The organism is Lentilactobacillus hilgardii (assembly GCF_009832765.1).
In the GTDB taxonomy this organism is placed as follows: Bacteria; Bacillota; Bacilli; order Lactobacillales; family Lactobacillaceae; genus Lentilactobacillus; species Lentilactobacillus hilgardii.
In genome coordinates this window covers 837106-852299 of the sequence record NZ_CP047121.1, presented here as the reverse complement: position 1 = coordinate 852299, position 15194 = coordinate 837106, and the positions used below count along the sequence as shown (strand labels likewise).

Annotated in this window: 14 protein-coding genes, 1 riboswitch and 1 other annotated feature; of the genes, 7 read left to right on the top strand and 7 right to left on the bottom strand. The window is 39.4% G+C overall.

The window, feature by feature from the left end; all coding sequences use genetic code 11:
* Nucleotides 1-72: 72 nt before the first annotated feature.
* The 3 genes from GQR93_RS03870 to GQR93_RS03860 all read right to left on the bottom strand — a co-directional run bounded on the left by GQR93_RS03870 (nt 73) and on the right by GQR93_RS03860 (nt 2390).
* Nucleotides 73-612, bottom strand: a complete 540-nt coding sequence (locus GQR93_RS03870; protein WP_003552439.1) for a hypothetical protein — start codon at nt 610-612, stop codon at nt 73-75.
* 426 nt (nt 613-1038) lie between these two features.
* The gene (locus tag GQR93_RS03865; protein ID WP_003552438.1) at nt 1039-1752 is read right to left on the bottom strand and encodes a thiaminase II/PqqC family protein; all 714 of its coding nucleotides are present in this window, start codon (nt 1750-1752) and stop codon (nt 1039-1041) included.
* A gap of 82 nt (nt 1753-1834) precedes the next feature.
* Nucleotides 1835-1925: riboswitch (TPP riboswitch) on the bottom strand.
* A gap of 54 nt (nt 1926-1979) precedes the next feature.
* Nucleotides 1980-2390 carry a hypothetical protein gene (locus tag GQR93_RS03860; protein ID WP_035444350.1) on the bottom strand — a complete coding sequence of 137 codons (411 nt, stop codon included), beginning with the start codon at nt 2388-2390 and terminating at the stop codon, nt 1980-1982.
* Between the two features lie 336 nt (nt 2391-2726).
* On the opposite strand from GQR93_RS03860, the gene GQR93_RS15255 reads away from it, so the two are divergent.
* Nucleotides 2727-2888 carry an AbrB/MazE/SpoVT family DNA-binding domain-containing protein gene (locus tag GQR93_RS15255; RefSeq protein WP_003552435.1) on the top strand — a complete coding sequence of 54 codons (162 nt, stop codon included), beginning with the start codon at nt 2727-2729 and terminating at the stop codon, nt 2886-2888.
* Nucleotides 2889-3084: 196 nt separating this feature from the next.
* The gene (locus tag GQR93_RS03855; protein WP_159298699.1) at nt 3085-3822 is read left to right on the top strand and encodes an SDR family NAD(P)-dependent oxidoreductase; all 738 of its coding nucleotides are present in this window, start codon (nt 3085-3087) and stop codon (nt 3820-3822) included.
* 168 nt (nt 3823-3990) lie between these two features.
* Here the strand turns inward: GQR93_RS03855 and GQR93_RS03850 are convergent, their stop codons facing one another.
* Entirely contained in the window at nt 3991-6429 is a 2439-nt protein-coding gene (locus tag GQR93_RS03850; protein ID WP_159298698.1) for a DUF5776 domain-containing protein, read from the bottom strand.
* A gap of 440 nt (nt 6430-6869) precedes the next feature.
* On the opposite strand from GQR93_RS03850, the gene GQR93_RS15400 reads away from it, so the two are divergent.
* The gene (locus tag GQR93_RS15400) at nt 6870-7397 is read left to right on the top strand and encodes a helix-turn-helix domain-containing protein (RefSeq protein ID WP_003552429.1); all 528 of its coding nucleotides are present in this window, start codon (nt 6870-6872) and stop codon (nt 7395-7397) included.
* A complete protein-coding gene (locus tag GQR93_RS03845; protein WP_225430414.1) occupies nt 7334-8275 on the top strand; it encodes an IS3 family transposase in 942 nt (313 codons plus the stop codon). Before GQR93_RS15400 ends, GQR93_RS03845 begins: the two co-directional genes overlap by 64 nt.
* 55 nt (nt 8276-8330) lie before the next feature.
* On the opposite strand, the gene GQR93_RS03840 is transcribed toward GQR93_RS03845, so the two are convergent.
* Nucleotides 8331-8594, bottom strand: a complete 264-nt coding sequence (locus GQR93_RS03840; protein WP_003552424.1) for a phosphocarrier protein HPr — start codon at nt 8592-8594, stop codon at nt 8331-8333.
* A gap of 183 nt (nt 8595-8777) precedes the next feature.
* On the bottom strand, nt 8778-10766 hold the full coding sequence (locus tag GQR93_RS03835) for a DUF5776 domain-containing protein (protein WP_003552423.1): 1989 nt from the start codon (nt 10764-10766) through the stop codon (nt 8778-8780).
* A 389-nt stretch (nt 10767-11155) separates the two neighbouring features.
* On the opposite strand from GQR93_RS03835, the gene GQR93_RS03830 reads away from it, so the two are divergent.
* Both GQR93_RS03830 and GQR93_RS03825 read left to right on the top strand, forming a co-directional pair.
* A complete protein-coding gene (locus GQR93_RS03830; RefSeq protein ID WP_035444346.1) occupies nt 11156-11782 on the top strand; it encodes a hypothetical protein in 627 nt (208 codons plus the stop codon).
* 98 nt (nt 11783-11880) lie between these two features.
* Nucleotides 11881-12123 (top strand) — a binding site (T-box leader).
* 43 nt (nt 12124-12166) lie between these two features.
* Nucleotides 12167-13279, top strand: a complete 1113-nt coding sequence (locus GQR93_RS03825; RefSeq protein WP_003552419.1) for a 5-methyltetrahydropteroyltriglutamate--homocysteine S-methyltransferase — start codon at nt 12167-12169, stop codon at nt 13277-13279.
* A gap of 213 nt (nt 13280-13492) precedes the next feature.
* Here the strand turns inward: GQR93_RS03825 and GQR93_RS03820 are convergent, their stop codons facing one another.
* On the bottom strand, nt 13493-13903 hold the full coding sequence (locus GQR93_RS03820) for a hypothetical protein (protein WP_035444344.1): 411 nt from the start codon (nt 13901-13903) through the stop codon (nt 13493-13495).
* A 278-nt stretch (nt 13904-14181) separates the two neighbouring features.
* On the opposite strand from GQR93_RS03820, the gene GQR93_RS03815 reads away from it, so the two are divergent.
* Nucleotides 14182-15189: a LacI family DNA-binding transcriptional regulator gene (locus GQR93_RS03815; protein ID WP_003552415.1), complete on the top strand. Its 1008-nt coding sequence runs from the start codon at nt 14182-14184 to the stop codon at nt 15187-15189.
* Nucleotides 15190-15194 lie beyond the last annotated feature (5 nt).

Sequence of the window (15194 nt, the reverse complement as noted above, 5' to 3'; positions counted from 1 at the left end):
ATAACTCACTTGGTTAATCCCGCCGGAAGCTATCCATTGCTTTTAACCATGTTTTGCTTTACACGCTTATAATTACATGGAAGGAACTGTATTTATCTTATGATACCAACCCTTAGCAGTTCCGAGGCTCGTTGTGTAGTCCCATACTTTATAAGGAGCTTGTTCCTGATACCCACCCTTATCATTGGATTGATCAAAAACGCTAAGAACTAGCCGGTTGGAACCACCCAATTTTCTACGATTAATCTGTACAGTCGTAATATCATCTGATGCTTTCGCTCCAAAGAAGTACCACCCATGAGATTTACTAATGACATATCTTTTTGCCGGAATGTGGCTTACTTTCCATTTGTCGTCTTTATGAATCTTATTGGCGAAATAAACCGTATGTTTAGAAAAATGAATTCTTTCATAGAGCCATTTCCCGCTATATGCATTCGTATGACCATACCAAGTATGTGCCCTTAATGCCTTAGGATTTGTATAATAAACTTTTTTAGCTTGAACTTCTGATGGTTTATAAGTGAACAAGGCCATTCCGCCTACAAAACACGCCATTCCTACAAATAATTCTCGACTAATCTTCAATTTAACACTATCTTCTTTCCCCATAATTGATCATTCAATGGTTACTATAAACTAATCCACATATTTCAAAACTAATTATACTTCTTCTTTAAAGTGAATTTTCAATTTTTTGAAACATCTTAAAAACAATAGATCCCCATGCCACAACCCGGCATGGGGATCCGTTGTATTGTCTCAAATGTAGCTTGAGGGGGGTTACCGCATCTGAGTTGAGTACCCAATTTAATTAAAAATCTTAGCAACGTAAAAGTCCCTGAATGACCAGCATTTCAGCTTTTCGCACTTAGCTGCCGGATTCACCAGTCCGCTTTTACAGCCAAATCATACATACAAGTGTCATTTTAAGCAAGCGCTTGAGCTTGAAATGTTTGCCCTGTCAATCGATCAATATGGCGACAAAAGATTCCATAGGTTCCCCTTCAATCATGGCCTATCTATCAAAATCCCAATTTACAAATTCGGTTGATCCTGTCCCTCAGGTGCCACTGTCCGCCAATCATCCCAAGTTGTCTGCTTATAAGCCGCATCCCAAAAATACCATTCCAATAAACAGCTTTTAAGAAAAGTATCCTTGGCTTGGTTCTGTTCCTGAGGTGACGCTGTTTTCGCCTCTTGATCGATAATATTGAAGAAGCGTTCAATAAAGCCGTCCGGTCCAAGAAAGTCCTGGTTGGCAAGTGTCAAAAAACTGTGAAACGGTTCGTCATTCACCCGGGCTTGATTCTGCATATATTTGCCCAACTCAATATAAAGCCACTCACCCGCCGCAAACGATGGCAGGATCTGCAGCACACCATTGGTAGCAATGGTACCGACCATGTGCTGCCGATAAAGTTGGTTGATCGGCTGAATCTTTATCTGCTTAAGGCTTGCCCAATCATGCGTCATGTCGTTGGGTTCCCGTTTTAACCAATCACGCAACATCGTCAGCTGCAAAGACAATCGTTTTTGAAACAGCAAAGCTTGGTCTGTAGTTGTACTGTTGTTGATTAACGCACTAATGACCGCTACCTCATTGTATTCAAATGCGATGTCCTGCTCATCATAATAACGTAATTGGGCTGGCGTTAATTTCCCGGTAATAATGCCCTGAACAAAAGGATGCTTCTCGCTGGCAACCAAATATGGTCGGGCTTCTTTGATCATTTCTTCAGATAATGACATACTGATTCCTCCTAAAATTCCTGGTTTGGGGAACCAGTCGTGACAAAAGAAAAGCCCACTTGTCATTTCAAGCGGACTGGTAATGCTAATTACTCGATCTTCCTTCGACAGTACTAACTGCAGCAGGTTCCATGGGTATTTCTCAGCCATTAAAGGCACCCTAGACCACGAATGATATTTATTTCGTTTATTTATAGCAGTTAATTGGTGACAATCAGATACACTTATTAGCTTCTATGAAAATATGTCCCAGACTTTGAATGCACAGATCGATACATAACCAAATGATGACCCCGACGCCCCAGAACTGTTTTTTCATGGAAACCTTTCTTCGTATATGGATGAAAGGTTTCATAGCCATCAATCACATACTTACGATTCCCGAGATACTTCCACCGGGGATTTCTGATATTATGGGCCTGCATCCCGCTGCTCGCCCAATCAAGCTTGTTCCTGGTCACGGTTATTGCATCCGATCCCAATGGTGCCTTATCCTTGTGTGTCCAACTTCCACGTAATGCTTTAGGTGTGCCTCGATGCCAACTGGCCGCAATAGTGCTTTGATTAAAGCCAGCAAAAACACCCACACCAGCAAAAGTTGCCAACGTTACTGCAAAAAATGATCGTCTAAATTTCAATTCTGATACCCCCCTAAACAATAATTATTTGTTTATAATCGAATTATACTTCAATAATCCATAAATGGCGCATCAATTTTTGATTTTTACAATCTTTTACAATTGGGAGGTGAATATTGACAGTTTTCCAGCAAAATCAGGTTTAAATTTACCAACAGTTAAAAAATATTTTTTCTATCATTGTCATTGAATCATAGTATTCGCCGTCAAAATTCATTAAAGATGAATCAATTGCTACTTAATCCGCCTTATGCTAGAATAATGAACAAGTTACATCATGTAAACTTTTAATGTAACTGCTGTTCACAACATCATAGACTACAAGGAGGAATTATTATGTCAAAACATGTACAGATAGTTTCTAACAATGGTCGAGTATCAATGTCCGCGGAATTACGCGAGACAGATTTTCTCCAAGCTGGTGATCAGGTGACTTTTCGGACCGATGAACAGGGTCAGATTATTATCGAAAAGACACCCGATGATTACCAGGAATAACCATTTCTTGAGTTTTTGATACAGAATTACATTAGATCTTTAATTGGGAGGAGCTGGAAATTTCAGCGCCTCTTTTTGAATTCCGGTAAACTTCTCAAAATAAGAATTGCCAAGTCAATCCCATGCCAACAGCCAACTGTACGTGTATGCTAAGGGTGAAATAACAATCACTATTATCAGAAAGGGATGACCTAACATGGCTCATCTATCAACTGTAACGGCACTGATTACCGGTGCTGCCGGTGGTATGGGTAAAGCATTTGTCGAGAATTTTATTCAAAATGGCGCTCGGGTTGTGTTTACAGATATCAACGAAACCACCGGTAAGACGATCCAAGCAAAATTAGGAGATCATAGTTTGTTTTTAAAACACGACGTCACGTCAGTCGCAGATTGGCAACGGGTGATTGAAACCGGTGAAGCCAATTTCGGACCGTTTAACGTTCTCGTCAACAATGCCGGCATCGACATCATGAAACCCATTACCGATATGACGCCTGAAGATTATGACAAAGTCGTCCATATTAATCAGTATTCCGTCTTTTACGGTATGAAGGCCATTGTCCCTTCCATGAAACGTGCGGGCAAAGGATCGATCGTCAACATTTCTTCAATTGGTGGTTTGATTGCTATCCTCAATACAATTGCCTACGGTGCCAGTAAATTTGCCATTCGTGGTATGACAAAGGATGCCGCTCTTGATTTGGTAGACGATCACATCCGCGTGAATTCAGTTCATCCCGGCATGGTTGAAACACCGATTCTAAAAAACATTCCTGCTGAAAATAAAGCAAAAATTGCGCAGGGCGTCCCAATGAAACGACTCGGGAAACCGGAAGAAATTGCCAATGTGGTGAACTTCTTGGCTTCGGATAAATCAAGTTTTATTACCGGTCAGGAGATTGTGGCTGACGGTGGGTATACGATGGTGTGACATTGTTTAAATTAAACCAAAAAGTTCTCTTAACAATAAAATTAGCAAAAATTAAAAGCCCATAGCATCAGTCGATAAAAACTGATCTTATGGGCTTTAATTATAGTAATCATTGCTGAAATACTTTGTCAGCCTAACTTTAAAAAAGTTTTTAAATTGTGCTAAAAATTACTTATAGATGTAAATATATCGGGTGTTTCCAGTAATATAACCACCGACAATTCGATAACGTAAAGCTCCTGGCTTACCCATATTGTTCCCATGTGAATAATCAAAGCCGTAAACTTTAAGACGCTTGTTCTTCACAATATGAAGATTTTTCTTAGTCAAATTTGCATTACTATACCGATTAATCATACGCTTAGTTTTAACCAAGCGAACCTGTTTATGTTTCCCCATCTTAACAAGTTTACGATTTGCAGTAATATATTTCCCGTTTGTCAAAATAAATCTGGTCGTCAAATTATGCTTTACAATTTGCTTAACATGTAGCCTTGATCCTTGACGAAAATGAGCCGATCTACCTGCTAACTTAGCATTGCGATATGCTCTCACACCCCTTGGATTGATGACTGTAATTATTGATTGCTTTTTAGCATAATAAACTGGACGAACATAGTTCCAATTTGCAGTGATATATCCCTTTTTACCTGCTGTCTTGCTTAAATGATTAACATCTCGAACCTCGTATCGTAATCGACCAGTAGTGGAACGTGCATATCCAGTCACAACAAACATCGGTCGATAAATTCTTGGCTTCTTCACATATTTTGCTAAACGCTCTTTAGAATTAAAATCAGCATTACGATAAAGATAAATATTTTTCAATGCATATACAGCTGCATTTTCTTTAGCTGCATACTTAGGAATATCCGAAACGTCAATACTACTCGAAGATGCTGAGCTGGTAGTTAAACTTGAGGAACCGTTTATACTTTCACTAGTTCCTGGATATGCAGACGAACTTGAAGCACTGCTGGAAACTGACGACGATGATGACGCGCCACCACTATTTTGATGATATTTCAAATCAATTTGTGTAATGACTTTGCCATCGGATCCTAGCGTCCCAAATCTAACGGTCTTGGGATTAGAAGTATCTGGTGAATATCCATTAATTACTTTTACAGGTATATCTTTTTCAGTATTAAACGAGCCTTGGATAGTTTCGGGATCAGCAATCTTTTTTCCATTTTCATCAACGTAGTTAATAACAACAGATAATAAACTATCCTTTCGATAATATAATTTAACGTTTTGAGTGACGTCGGAAAACGGTAATTGAGCTACACCACCACTAAATGGTAACGTGTAATAATCCTCTAAATTCTTTGTAGGAAACCCTTCAACTTTCCATAAATGATATTCAGATAAAGACTGTTTTTGGCTTTCTGTCGCATCTGAACTAACCACATCTGTTAACTTAGAACTGATTTTTGCATTGTCATTCAAGGAACCACTTGTCTGATGGGCGGGAACACCAGGAATCTCAACAGGCTGATCATTCTCGTTATTTTGATACAAGTATTGAGCATTGACAATCCCATAAGCAGCATACTGAATTTTGTCAATATTGATTCGGTACTCAGCTTGTGCAGCATTCCCAGAACCAGCAATCGCAAAATTAGTTAAATCCGGCCGATCCGAAAATACCTTTGTCCCCTCATACTGATGTTGATTAGCATCCTGAAAATTATAATGTAGTGCGTTATTTTTGGCATCCCAAGTCAATTTAAAGGGCATTTTTTCTACATTACCGTCTTTTGTAAGATCACTATAACCCAACAAATGTTCTCCTTGACTGTCAAAACGTGTCATCCAATCAAGGTCACTACCGCTAATATCAACTCCGTCTCCAATAGTATAGCCAACCTTATCATAAAAGCCTGGTATATTCTGAGTATACGCAAAGCCAACGTTTGGCACTGATTGATCTGACAATAATAATTCACCACCATTAGCTTTATTTGCATAAACCTTGTTATGGTAAAAATCTAAGGCAACTCCAAAGGCATGGGGAATTCCAGTCATTCCCAACCCCATCCCTGAAACACCCACAGGAGCAGAATCGGCGGGTCTAAAGGCAAATGAAAAGCCATCACCATATTGGTAACTATTATCGCCCTCGTCAGTAATGCCTGTATTTTTTAAAGACGCTTTTCGTCTGAAATCAGGTTTTATACTTATCGAGCCATTAAGTGAAAAATCATTTTTCATATCAATTAAGTTTTTATTCAAATAGACTGAGCCGGCAAGAGCCGGATTATCAGCACCATCATTAATACCGGGTCGATAATCAAATTTACCATCCGCTGTCATATATCTATTATTAAGTGGATACAACAAAATTGCACCATTTTGTGGATCATAACTAGTTCGACTTGAACGTTGAAAATACGTTTCAAAATTATTCTTATCAATAGTTATTTTATTATTTAAATCATTCATCTGTCCCACAGAATTTGTATTCATATTGGTTTGACTGGTCAAATCTGCAGCAAATATACACCGAGAATCCATTGAAGAAGCAAATATAAAACTTGACATAAAAAAGATGCCATATAAAGTGATCTTTGAAAAATTTAGCAAATAATGTTTAGATAACATTCCCCTCAACCCTTCTGTTCTTTGAATCCTAGATCGTAACCTTTCATTAAGTATATCATTCAGTAAGTTATATATGATATTAAAAGATGTCGAAAACAAACCAATTGACATTCATAAGTAAATTCAGCAAATTAACGGATCATACCATTAACAATTATTTTTTTGAAGGATATATTTGTCAATTTGTTTTTAAAACGACGCTAATTTAGCGCCTCATAATTTCAAAAGAAGGTACTTTCTCAAAAAGGTAAAATTCATTATCATTTAAGTCAGAGGAGATCCACCTTGTCAATAGCCATGCCCGACAGACCTATTGAAATGTGTGCCAATAATCACTTTCAGTATGACCATTAACTCAAACTAAAAATCATAGCGATCCTTCAGAAGGCTAAAGTGAACCCCTAAGGTTGGACACTAAATCCAATCTTAGGGGTTTTACTATGACTAAATTTAATTTAAATTTTCGTATAAAGGTCGTTACTGAATATTTATCTGGTAAAGGTTCACCATCTTTAGCCAGAAAGTATGGCATTAGCACGCATTCAATCATTCTGGATTGGGTTCACCGGTTGGAGCGGCGAGGTATTGAAGGTCTGAAAGATCGGTCAATGTCTCAAGAATATTCTAGTCAGTTTAAAGTCGATGTATTAAACTGGAAGAAACAAAATCAAGCTTCGCTTCCAGTGACTGCATTACACTTTGACCTATCATCGCCAAGTACTATTTGGCAATGGGAAAGACGATTCAAGGAATCTGGAATTGCAGGACTTGAGCGAAAACGAGGGAATCCTAAGCACATGGCCAAACATAAACAGAACAAGCCCCAACCCGCGAAAACACAGACCCCAGCCGCAGAGTTGAAACAGTTGAAACAAGAGAATCAAATGTTAAAAATTGAAAATGAATTCTTAAAAAAACTCGATGCCTTAGCACGGAAGAAGTCAAAACACACGAACTCATCGAACTAGTAGACGAGTTAAGGCAGGAGTTTCAAGCTCCCATCAAACTAGTTCTTAAAGCGGTTCATATTCCTCGCAGCACGTACTATTACGCTAAGGAACATCGTAGTCGCGATTTAGATGATTCACAAATCATTCAGGCCATTGACGAGATTCGTCAACAAGATCCGAAGTACACCCGCAAATATGGATACCGACGAATAACTGATGTTTTACATGATTACGGCTTTAAAATCAATCACAAGCGGGTCTTACGTATCATGCGGGAGCATGACTGGTTATGTCGAGCTTTTAATCGCCAGAAGCGAAAATATAATTCTTACAAAGGAACCGTTGGGGTGATCGCGCCCAATCGACTTAAACGACGCTTCAAAACAGATCGACCTTACCAGAAGTTGGTCGCCGATGTTAGTGAATTTCGATACGGAAACAAGAGTCAAGACGAGCGGGTCTATTTAGAACCAATTTTAGATCTCTTCAACGGAGAAGTTTTAGCTTTCAATATTAGTGATCACCCCACCGTTGAATTCGCCGTAAAGCCTCTGAAAGAAGCCTTAAATCAGATACCGGTGTTAGATTATCGCACCACCGTTCATACTGATCAAGGATTTCAATACCAGCATCGTCACTGGCAAAACGTGCTTAAAGACCATCGTGCATTTCAAAGTATGTCTCGTAAAGCTACTTGTCTCGACAACGCCGCCATGGAATCGTTCTTTCACATCATGAAAGTCGAAGTTATGGATGAGCAGTTTGAGACCAAAGCAGCACTTATCAAAGCTATGACCGAATGGATAGATTTCTACAATCACCGTCGTATCAAAACAAAACTGGACGGCAAGTCCCCGGTAAAATACCGGGAACTTACCGCCCAGAAAGCAGCTTAATAAAGTTGTCCAAGTTTAAGGGTTCACTTCAGGCTATGATTTTTGATAAAAGGAACTAAACCAGTCCAAGTTCCTTCATTTTATTGGTAATATCCGCAATTGCCGCTTCTTCATCCTCACCATCAGCAGAAATGACGATGTCCGCATTCTTCCCGATTCCAAGAGACATGACACTCATAATCGACTTCAAATTCACTATTTTATCGTGATATTGCAAGTTGATTTTTGATTCATAATCATCTGCAGTTGAGATTAAATCGAGTGCAGGACGTGCTGTAATACCGGTTTCAGAAACGGTGTGAAAACTTTCCTTCAGCAAATGACCATCTCCCGTGAATGAGTTACATTTTGATAATTAACGCCAGGTCGGAATGGCTGGCAACCATTTTTGATCCTTGATTGGTTATACCTTTCATTGTAATGTAAACGCATTCATTTTTCAATTGTTCTCGCCATTTAAACTGTCATTAGCCCTTAAGCTGTCACCATAAAACATTGCCATTTAATTTTTAGCAATCATAAACTTTTTGTTCGCCGTAACGTACTGACCATTATTCAAAACGTATCTGGTTGAATACTTGTGCTTAACCACTTTCTTGACTTTGAGTATGGCACCTTTTTTATAGTGCTTTACCTTCTGTGTTAACGCCAATTTTTTATACACATTAACGCCCTTTCGATTGATAATCGTCACTTTTTTACTTTTTGGAACCGACTGATAATAAACCCGCACAACGTATTTGGCGCTGGCCGTGATATAGCCCTTGGTTCCTTTAACGTATTTTCTGGTATATGGATTATATTGTTGAACGCGGTATCTTAATTTGCCCGTATTGTCACGGAGATATCCCTTGACGATAAACTGAGGACGGTTAACCCGTTTGGCTTTTGAATACCACTTGATTCGGTTGTTTTTGTTAAAAACGGTTTTCTTATATAAACCAATCTTCTTAGTCGCGTAAACTGCCTCACCCTTAACGGCTACCTGTGGCCCATCACTTGGAACAGGTTTTGAACTGTTATCCCCATTGGTATTTGAATCCACGTTTGGCTGATTGCCTGAGCTATTGTTACTGTTGCTGCCTGAGTTATTTGAATTGTTTCCGCTAGTCCCCGAATCGTTAGTTGAACCATCGTTTGCGTTATTGTTACCACTACTACCACTACCCGAGCCACCAGTTACAGTCACAGTGATTGTTTTTGAAACATTGTCCGGGAGATAAGTGTAAGTGATTTTATATTTGCCCGGCACAGCCGTATTCACAGAACCCGTAACCTTAACATCGGCTGCTGAGGTTAAATCAACCTGTTTGCCGCTATGATCAACAATTTTTCCATTATCGGCTGCCTTCCACGTGCTGCCCGAATTAATGGTTGAATCATGTGCATCAATTACCTGGCGCAACTCAACATAAACGGTTCCGTAGCCGTCTTTGCCGGAAACATCAACCGGTTTTCCGGTATTAGGGTCGGTAATAGGTGAGCCGACCGACGTATTGTAGCTGTAAAAGTCATACATTTTTTTAGTACCGGAATTAACGGCTACCGAATAGCCTTCGTCACGGACGGCATTTTTAATGCGATCCAATTGAACAAAGTAAAGGCCACCCGTGTATAGCTTGGTATCCCGAGCACTATTAAAATCAACTTCATTTGATCCACTCGGGAAATTATTAATTCGCAGTTCGTTTTTAGCGGCTGGATCACTCGCATCATTCATCTTTGGCATAAGCCGTTGAATATTGTTTGGCAACATCAAATAGCGATTTTTATCCCTGATTGTCGCAATATACCTTCCGGTGCTGCTCAACGTGCTGTTACCATTGCTATCATTAATGGCCTTACCAAATCTAAAGTAGCTGTAAATCGATATTCCGGAATTATGCATCGTATTGTCTATATTGAAAGTATCCCCAACTTTGACCGCCTTGGGATCGTTAATCTTTAAAGGAATCTCCAATTTATATTCCTGACCTGCCGGCAATTTCCCGGTAATATTAAAGGACCTTAATTTTGTTGGATCATCATTTTGATCATTTACATACGAAAACCACCTGGTTGTGAGGCCATTCTGTGTTTCTTCAGAAAAAGGTCTGGCTGCAACAACCTGCGAGCCGGGATTTATCCACCTGGGTAAAGAAACCTGATAACTGCTAATCGTGTAGTCCTTATCCGTTGTATTTTTAATTGTGACTTCCTGTGCCAGAGACGTTACTTTATCCATATCAACAATGGCATCGCTTTTCTGGGTAGCAAAATTCCTAAGTGGATATGGACCATACTCTCCATTAACAATAAGCTGCGTATTAAATTCAATTCCGTCACTAATCGCTTTTTGTTGCACACTCTTTTCACCAGTGTAGGCATATATCGCCGAAGTGTCGTCAGCTGATGCATGCCGGCCTGCGGTAACAATAAATAACAGAAAAGCAACCGCAATCAATATCAATTTAATCACAACATGCCTTTTGGTTAACCCCACCGTGTTCATTGATAGCCCCTCCTATAATTAATAAGAATCTTATACTAATCTACACTGTAAGAATAACAAGATTATATATATTATCATAGGATGTTGCTCTCTTTTTTGAAAACGATAACAATGCCGTTTTAAAGGCATTCTCAGTGGGTTATAGTACCGGCTAATTAATGAAATTGGCTCTTTGAAATCAGCTTAAAAATTGGCTGCTGTTTCTTCTAAAGTAATCAACCCGTTATTCAAAAGAATCATTAATTATCAAACACTCACAACTTTTTTTGACAGATGCCGGCTTGATCTTTACGATTGTGGTAGGATTTAATTCTTAGTTAGGAAATATTATATTGTTTTTCCGAAAAATGCTTGGTTTAACAATATATCACTATAAAGGAGCCCTGAAAATGTTCATTAAACGATACGGCATGTTAACCGTCGCTGCACTCACGCTTGGTATTGCGATTCCGGCAACAGTCAATGCTGCCAACACAAATCATCACCTCAGCACACAACTTCTCAAGACCGGTTCAAAACATTCAACCAACAAGAAGAGCAATACTTTGACAGATCGTCAACGACAACACGTAGCCAAAATTGTGGCTAAAAAAACACATCTTACCAAAGAAACAGATGGAACAATCGTTGAAACCTATAAAGATGCCGATCTTTACGGTGCAATCAAAAAAGTTAATCCTAAAGTTTATAAGCAACTGACAAGCTTTGCAGATAACTTATCTTCTACAAACACGTCAACCAGAATTGTTTGGCTTGAAAAGCCGTCCAATGGCGATATCAACGTGTTCCCATCCCAAAACAGTGCCATGCTTTATCGGACGTTGGGATCCGGTTATGACATGCTCAAAGCCGAATACAATTTGGCTGGTGGGACCCATACCGTCAATTTACGCGCTGCCTACAAACACATTCAAAAAATTGTGACATCCCCAATTGCCGCTACACCTGGAAGCATGATTACGGTTCGTAACTGGAAATCGGTTGAGATAGAAGTCCCAAATAAAACACTCAATTAAAGATCGACAACCATAGTAATAGTCAACCATCCATTTTTGATCAAGCAACAAAAGCTTGACATAATGAGCTTTCACCCCTAAACTTCAATCAAGCAAATAAATCAGCAATGAAAAGATGAGTAGTTTTGACGCTGTTTCAAGAGAATCCTCAACTGGTGAAAGAGGATAACAGCGCTCTACGAAAATGGTCTTCGAGCGGAATGTTATCAAGCAGATTGTGAAATAACATTGGCAGGTGCCCATTACCGCACCTTAGTGACTAAATGATGTCACTATTAAAGTTATTTAGTGTGAGCTAAATAAAAAGTAAGGTGGTACCGCGAAGAACAATCGTCCTTGGAAATTCGTTTCCAGGGACTTTTTTTATTGTGAGGAGGATTATCGATGACAGCAAAAACACAGCTCAAATACCCCTATCACTTTGATATGGTGGGAAGCTTATTAAGAACCGATGCTCTAAAAAACGCCCATGAACAATATGACCAGCAACTCATTACAGAAGATGAACTAAAGCAGGTGCAGCACGCTGAAACCAAAAAAATTGTTGATAAGCAGGTTGCTTTAGGTTTTAAAGATGTAACAGATGGTGAGTTTAACCGAAACTGGTGGCATTTGGACTTTTGGAAATCATTAACCGGCATCAGTCAGGAATTCAAAACAACCGTTTCATTTAAAGGTGGTGGTAACAAACTCCACAGTGCTCAATTGGAAGGAAAAGTTGCTTACAATCCCGACCATCCCTTCTTTGAAACGTTTCAATATCTCAATTCAATTACGCCGGACGGCATCATCGCAAAGCAAACGATACCGTCACCAACTTTATTATTCGGTACAAATTGGCGAGATTTTTACGATGACTGGGATGAGTACCTCAATGATCTGTCCGCAGCTTACCACGATACCATTCTGCATTTTTATCAATTAGGAGCCCGCTACGTTCAACTTGACGATACCAACTGGGCCTTTCTCATCAGTCAATTAAATGCCACTAAGGATGACCCGATCGAGCATCAAAAGTATGAACAGCAAGCGGCTGATGCCGTTAGGCTCATTAATCATATTCTTAAAGGCCTACCGGAAGACCTCACCATGACAACCCATGTCTGTCGAGGAAACTTCCATTCTACCTACGTTTTTTCAGGCGGTTACGATGTCGTTGCCGATTACCTTGGAAAATTAAATTACGATGGTTTATTTTTAGAATATGACAGTGGCCGGGCAGGAAACTTTGATCCACTTGGTCGAATTTGGAATGGTGATCAGAATAAGCGACTTGTTCTCGGCTTGGTTACCTCCAAATCCCCTGAATTGGAAAACAAATCAGAATTGATTAACCGGATTAATCAGGCAGCTGAAAAGGTACCACTTGAAAACCTGGCACTTTCAACCCAATGTGGTTTTGCCTCAAGTACAGTTGGTAACAAATTGACTCAAGAACAACAATGGGAGAAGCTACGGTTGGTTCGGGATACAGCTGAAGATATTTGGAAAGATTAGCCCGTTGTCTAGCATGTCATCCTTAAAACATTCCACAATTACCCAAAAAGCAACATTTACAAACGATTTCCTTGTTTGCCAGAAGACCTAATCTCAATCATTAAATTTTTAAAATCAAAAGGACTAGCCATTACGTTAAAACGCGTAACAGTTAGTCTTTTTAGTTAGACTTTGTTTTCCTATACTAAACCAAAGAATTCAAAATGTGCCACTCTAAGACTGATCACCATCTGCCGCCCTCATTTTTGCAGGCCGAATAATCCAAAGCCCAAGTATCAAAAGCAGTGTTGCGACACAATAGGCGACCGATTGGGCAAAAAACAAATAATGGTGTGGCTGACCTGTAGCCGTCAAGCTTGTCCGTCCGACGAACAGGCTCAAACTACCATAAAAGGTGGACGTCGCTAATGTCGTTCCCAAAACCATCCCGAATTCTCTAGCTAATGAATTAGAGGCACCGGCCATTCCTCTTAAATCAGTGGGAACGCTACTCATAATCAACGTGTTGCTTGGTGTATTAAAAGCCTCGGTCCCAATGGAAATCAGGATAGAAATGCCACCGATCACCCAAGACTCATATTGACCGTGACTAAGTGCCAAGCCAATTTCTGCTAAGATTAACAAACAAGTCAGACCCAATGGCACATTAACCCAAAAGATTGCGTGCCAAGACAGAAGATTTAAAAAGAACCGCCTATGCCTAAATTGACCCGAGCGCCCGATGAACTAACAATATTTTCAATTTCCGGTTGGTTTGAAAATTTTTATGTCATTAATAATCATATTATCGCTTAACATAAATACTCTAAACGTTATAGTGATAATGTAGAAAGCGTTTACTAATAAAGTCGAGAAATGTTATAATTAACAGTTATGTTAGTCATTATTAAGAGGTGAACCCCATGGGCGTAACAATTAAAGATATTGCCAAAGAGGCAAATGTATCAATCGCATCCGTTTCTCGAATCCTATCCGGAAAAAGTGGGTTCAATTCAAAAAAAACCATAAAAAAAGTTAAAGATATCGCCAAAAAAATGGGATACAGAAAAAACACGGCGGCCGTTGAACTTGTCACTCAATCCAGCAAAGTACTTGCAGTAATCGTTTCGGCAACTAAGACAAACTTCGCTAATCAAATCATTAATGGTATTCATGAGGAAGCGTACAAACACGGCTTGAACGTCATTATCATCTATGCTGGGGAAAACGATCCCCAGCGACAATTCGAAGCAGTAAGAACCGTGATTGAACGCTCTGTCAGGGGGATCCTGCTTTTAGCTTTGGATCTGTCCGATGAGAGTTACAATCTTTTAAAAGAGGCGGGAACCCCTTATATATTTTTATCAATTTCGAATAATCGGGGATTTCCTTTCATTGCCTCCGATGATTATTTAATTGGTTATCAATCCACAAAGTATTTAATCGATAAGGGACATCAAAATATTGCCTTAACTGGCTTGGAAACGACTTCATACGTCGGTAAAAAAAGAATTAAAGGATATCTGGATGCCCTTAATGAGGATGGTATAATCCCTAAACCGGAATGGGTTATTGACGGATCTTTTACTTACGAAGACGGTGTCAATACTTTGAAAAGTCTGGGAAAGTCCTCCGAGATCACCGGTATCGTGGCATGCAGTGATTTTGTCGGGTTAGGTCTCATCAATCAAGCATCCGCTTGGGGCATCAAAGTCCCTGATGAGTTGTCCATCATCTCTGTTGATGGAACGGAGGTTTGTGAATTAGTAAGGCCTAACCTTACAAGTGTGACTCAATCCTTTTATGAAATGGGCACGTTAGGGGTTCGCTATCTGATAGAATCAAATCAGGATGACCATTATAAAAAGTTTACTGGATTAAAAATCGAAGAACGCCAAAGTACAAAGCGAAACGGGAAAATATTAGGATAATCGTG

Excerpts from the sequence above, each read along its gene's own strand:
- GQR93_RS03870 (WP_003552439.1), bottom strand. The coding sequence starts at position 612 with ATGGGGAAAGAAGATAGTGTTAAATTGAAGATTAGTCGAGAATTATTT.
- GQR93_RS03865 (WP_003552438.1), bottom strand. The coding sequence starts at position 1,752 with ATGTCATTATCTGAAGAAATGATCAAAGAAGCCCGACCATATTTGGTT.
- GQR93_RS15255 (WP_003552435.1), top strand. The coding sequence starts at position 2,727 with ATGTCAAAACATGTACAGATAGTTTCTAACAATGGTCGAGTATCAATG.
- GQR93_RS03855 (WP_159298699.1), top strand. The coding sequence starts at position 3,085 with ATGGCTCATCTATCAACTGTAACGGCACTGATTACCGGTGCTGCCGGT.
- GQR93_RS03850 (WP_159298698.1), bottom strand. The coding sequence starts at position 6,429 with ATGTTATCTAAACATTATTTGCTAAATTTTTCAAAGATCACTTTATAT.
- GQR93_RS15400 (WP_003552429.1), top strand. The coding sequence starts at position 6,870 with ATGACTAAATTTAATTTAAATTTTCGTATAAAGGTCGTTACTGAATAT.
- GQR93_RS03835 (WP_003552423.1), bottom strand. The coding sequence starts at position 10,766 with ATGAACACGGTGGGGTTAACCAAAAGGCATGTTGTGATTAAATTGATA.
- GQR93_RS03830 (WP_035444346.1), top strand. The coding sequence starts at position 11,156 with ATGTTCATTAAACGATACGGCATGTTAACCGTCGCTGCACTCACGCTT.
- GQR93_RS03825 (WP_003552419.1), top strand. The coding sequence starts at position 12,167 with ATGACAGCAAAAACACAGCTCAAATACCCCTATCACTTTGATATGGTG.
- GQR93_RS03815 (WP_003552415.1), top strand. The coding sequence starts at position 14,182 with ATGGGCGTAACAATTAAAGATATTGCCAAAGAGGCAAATGTATCAATC.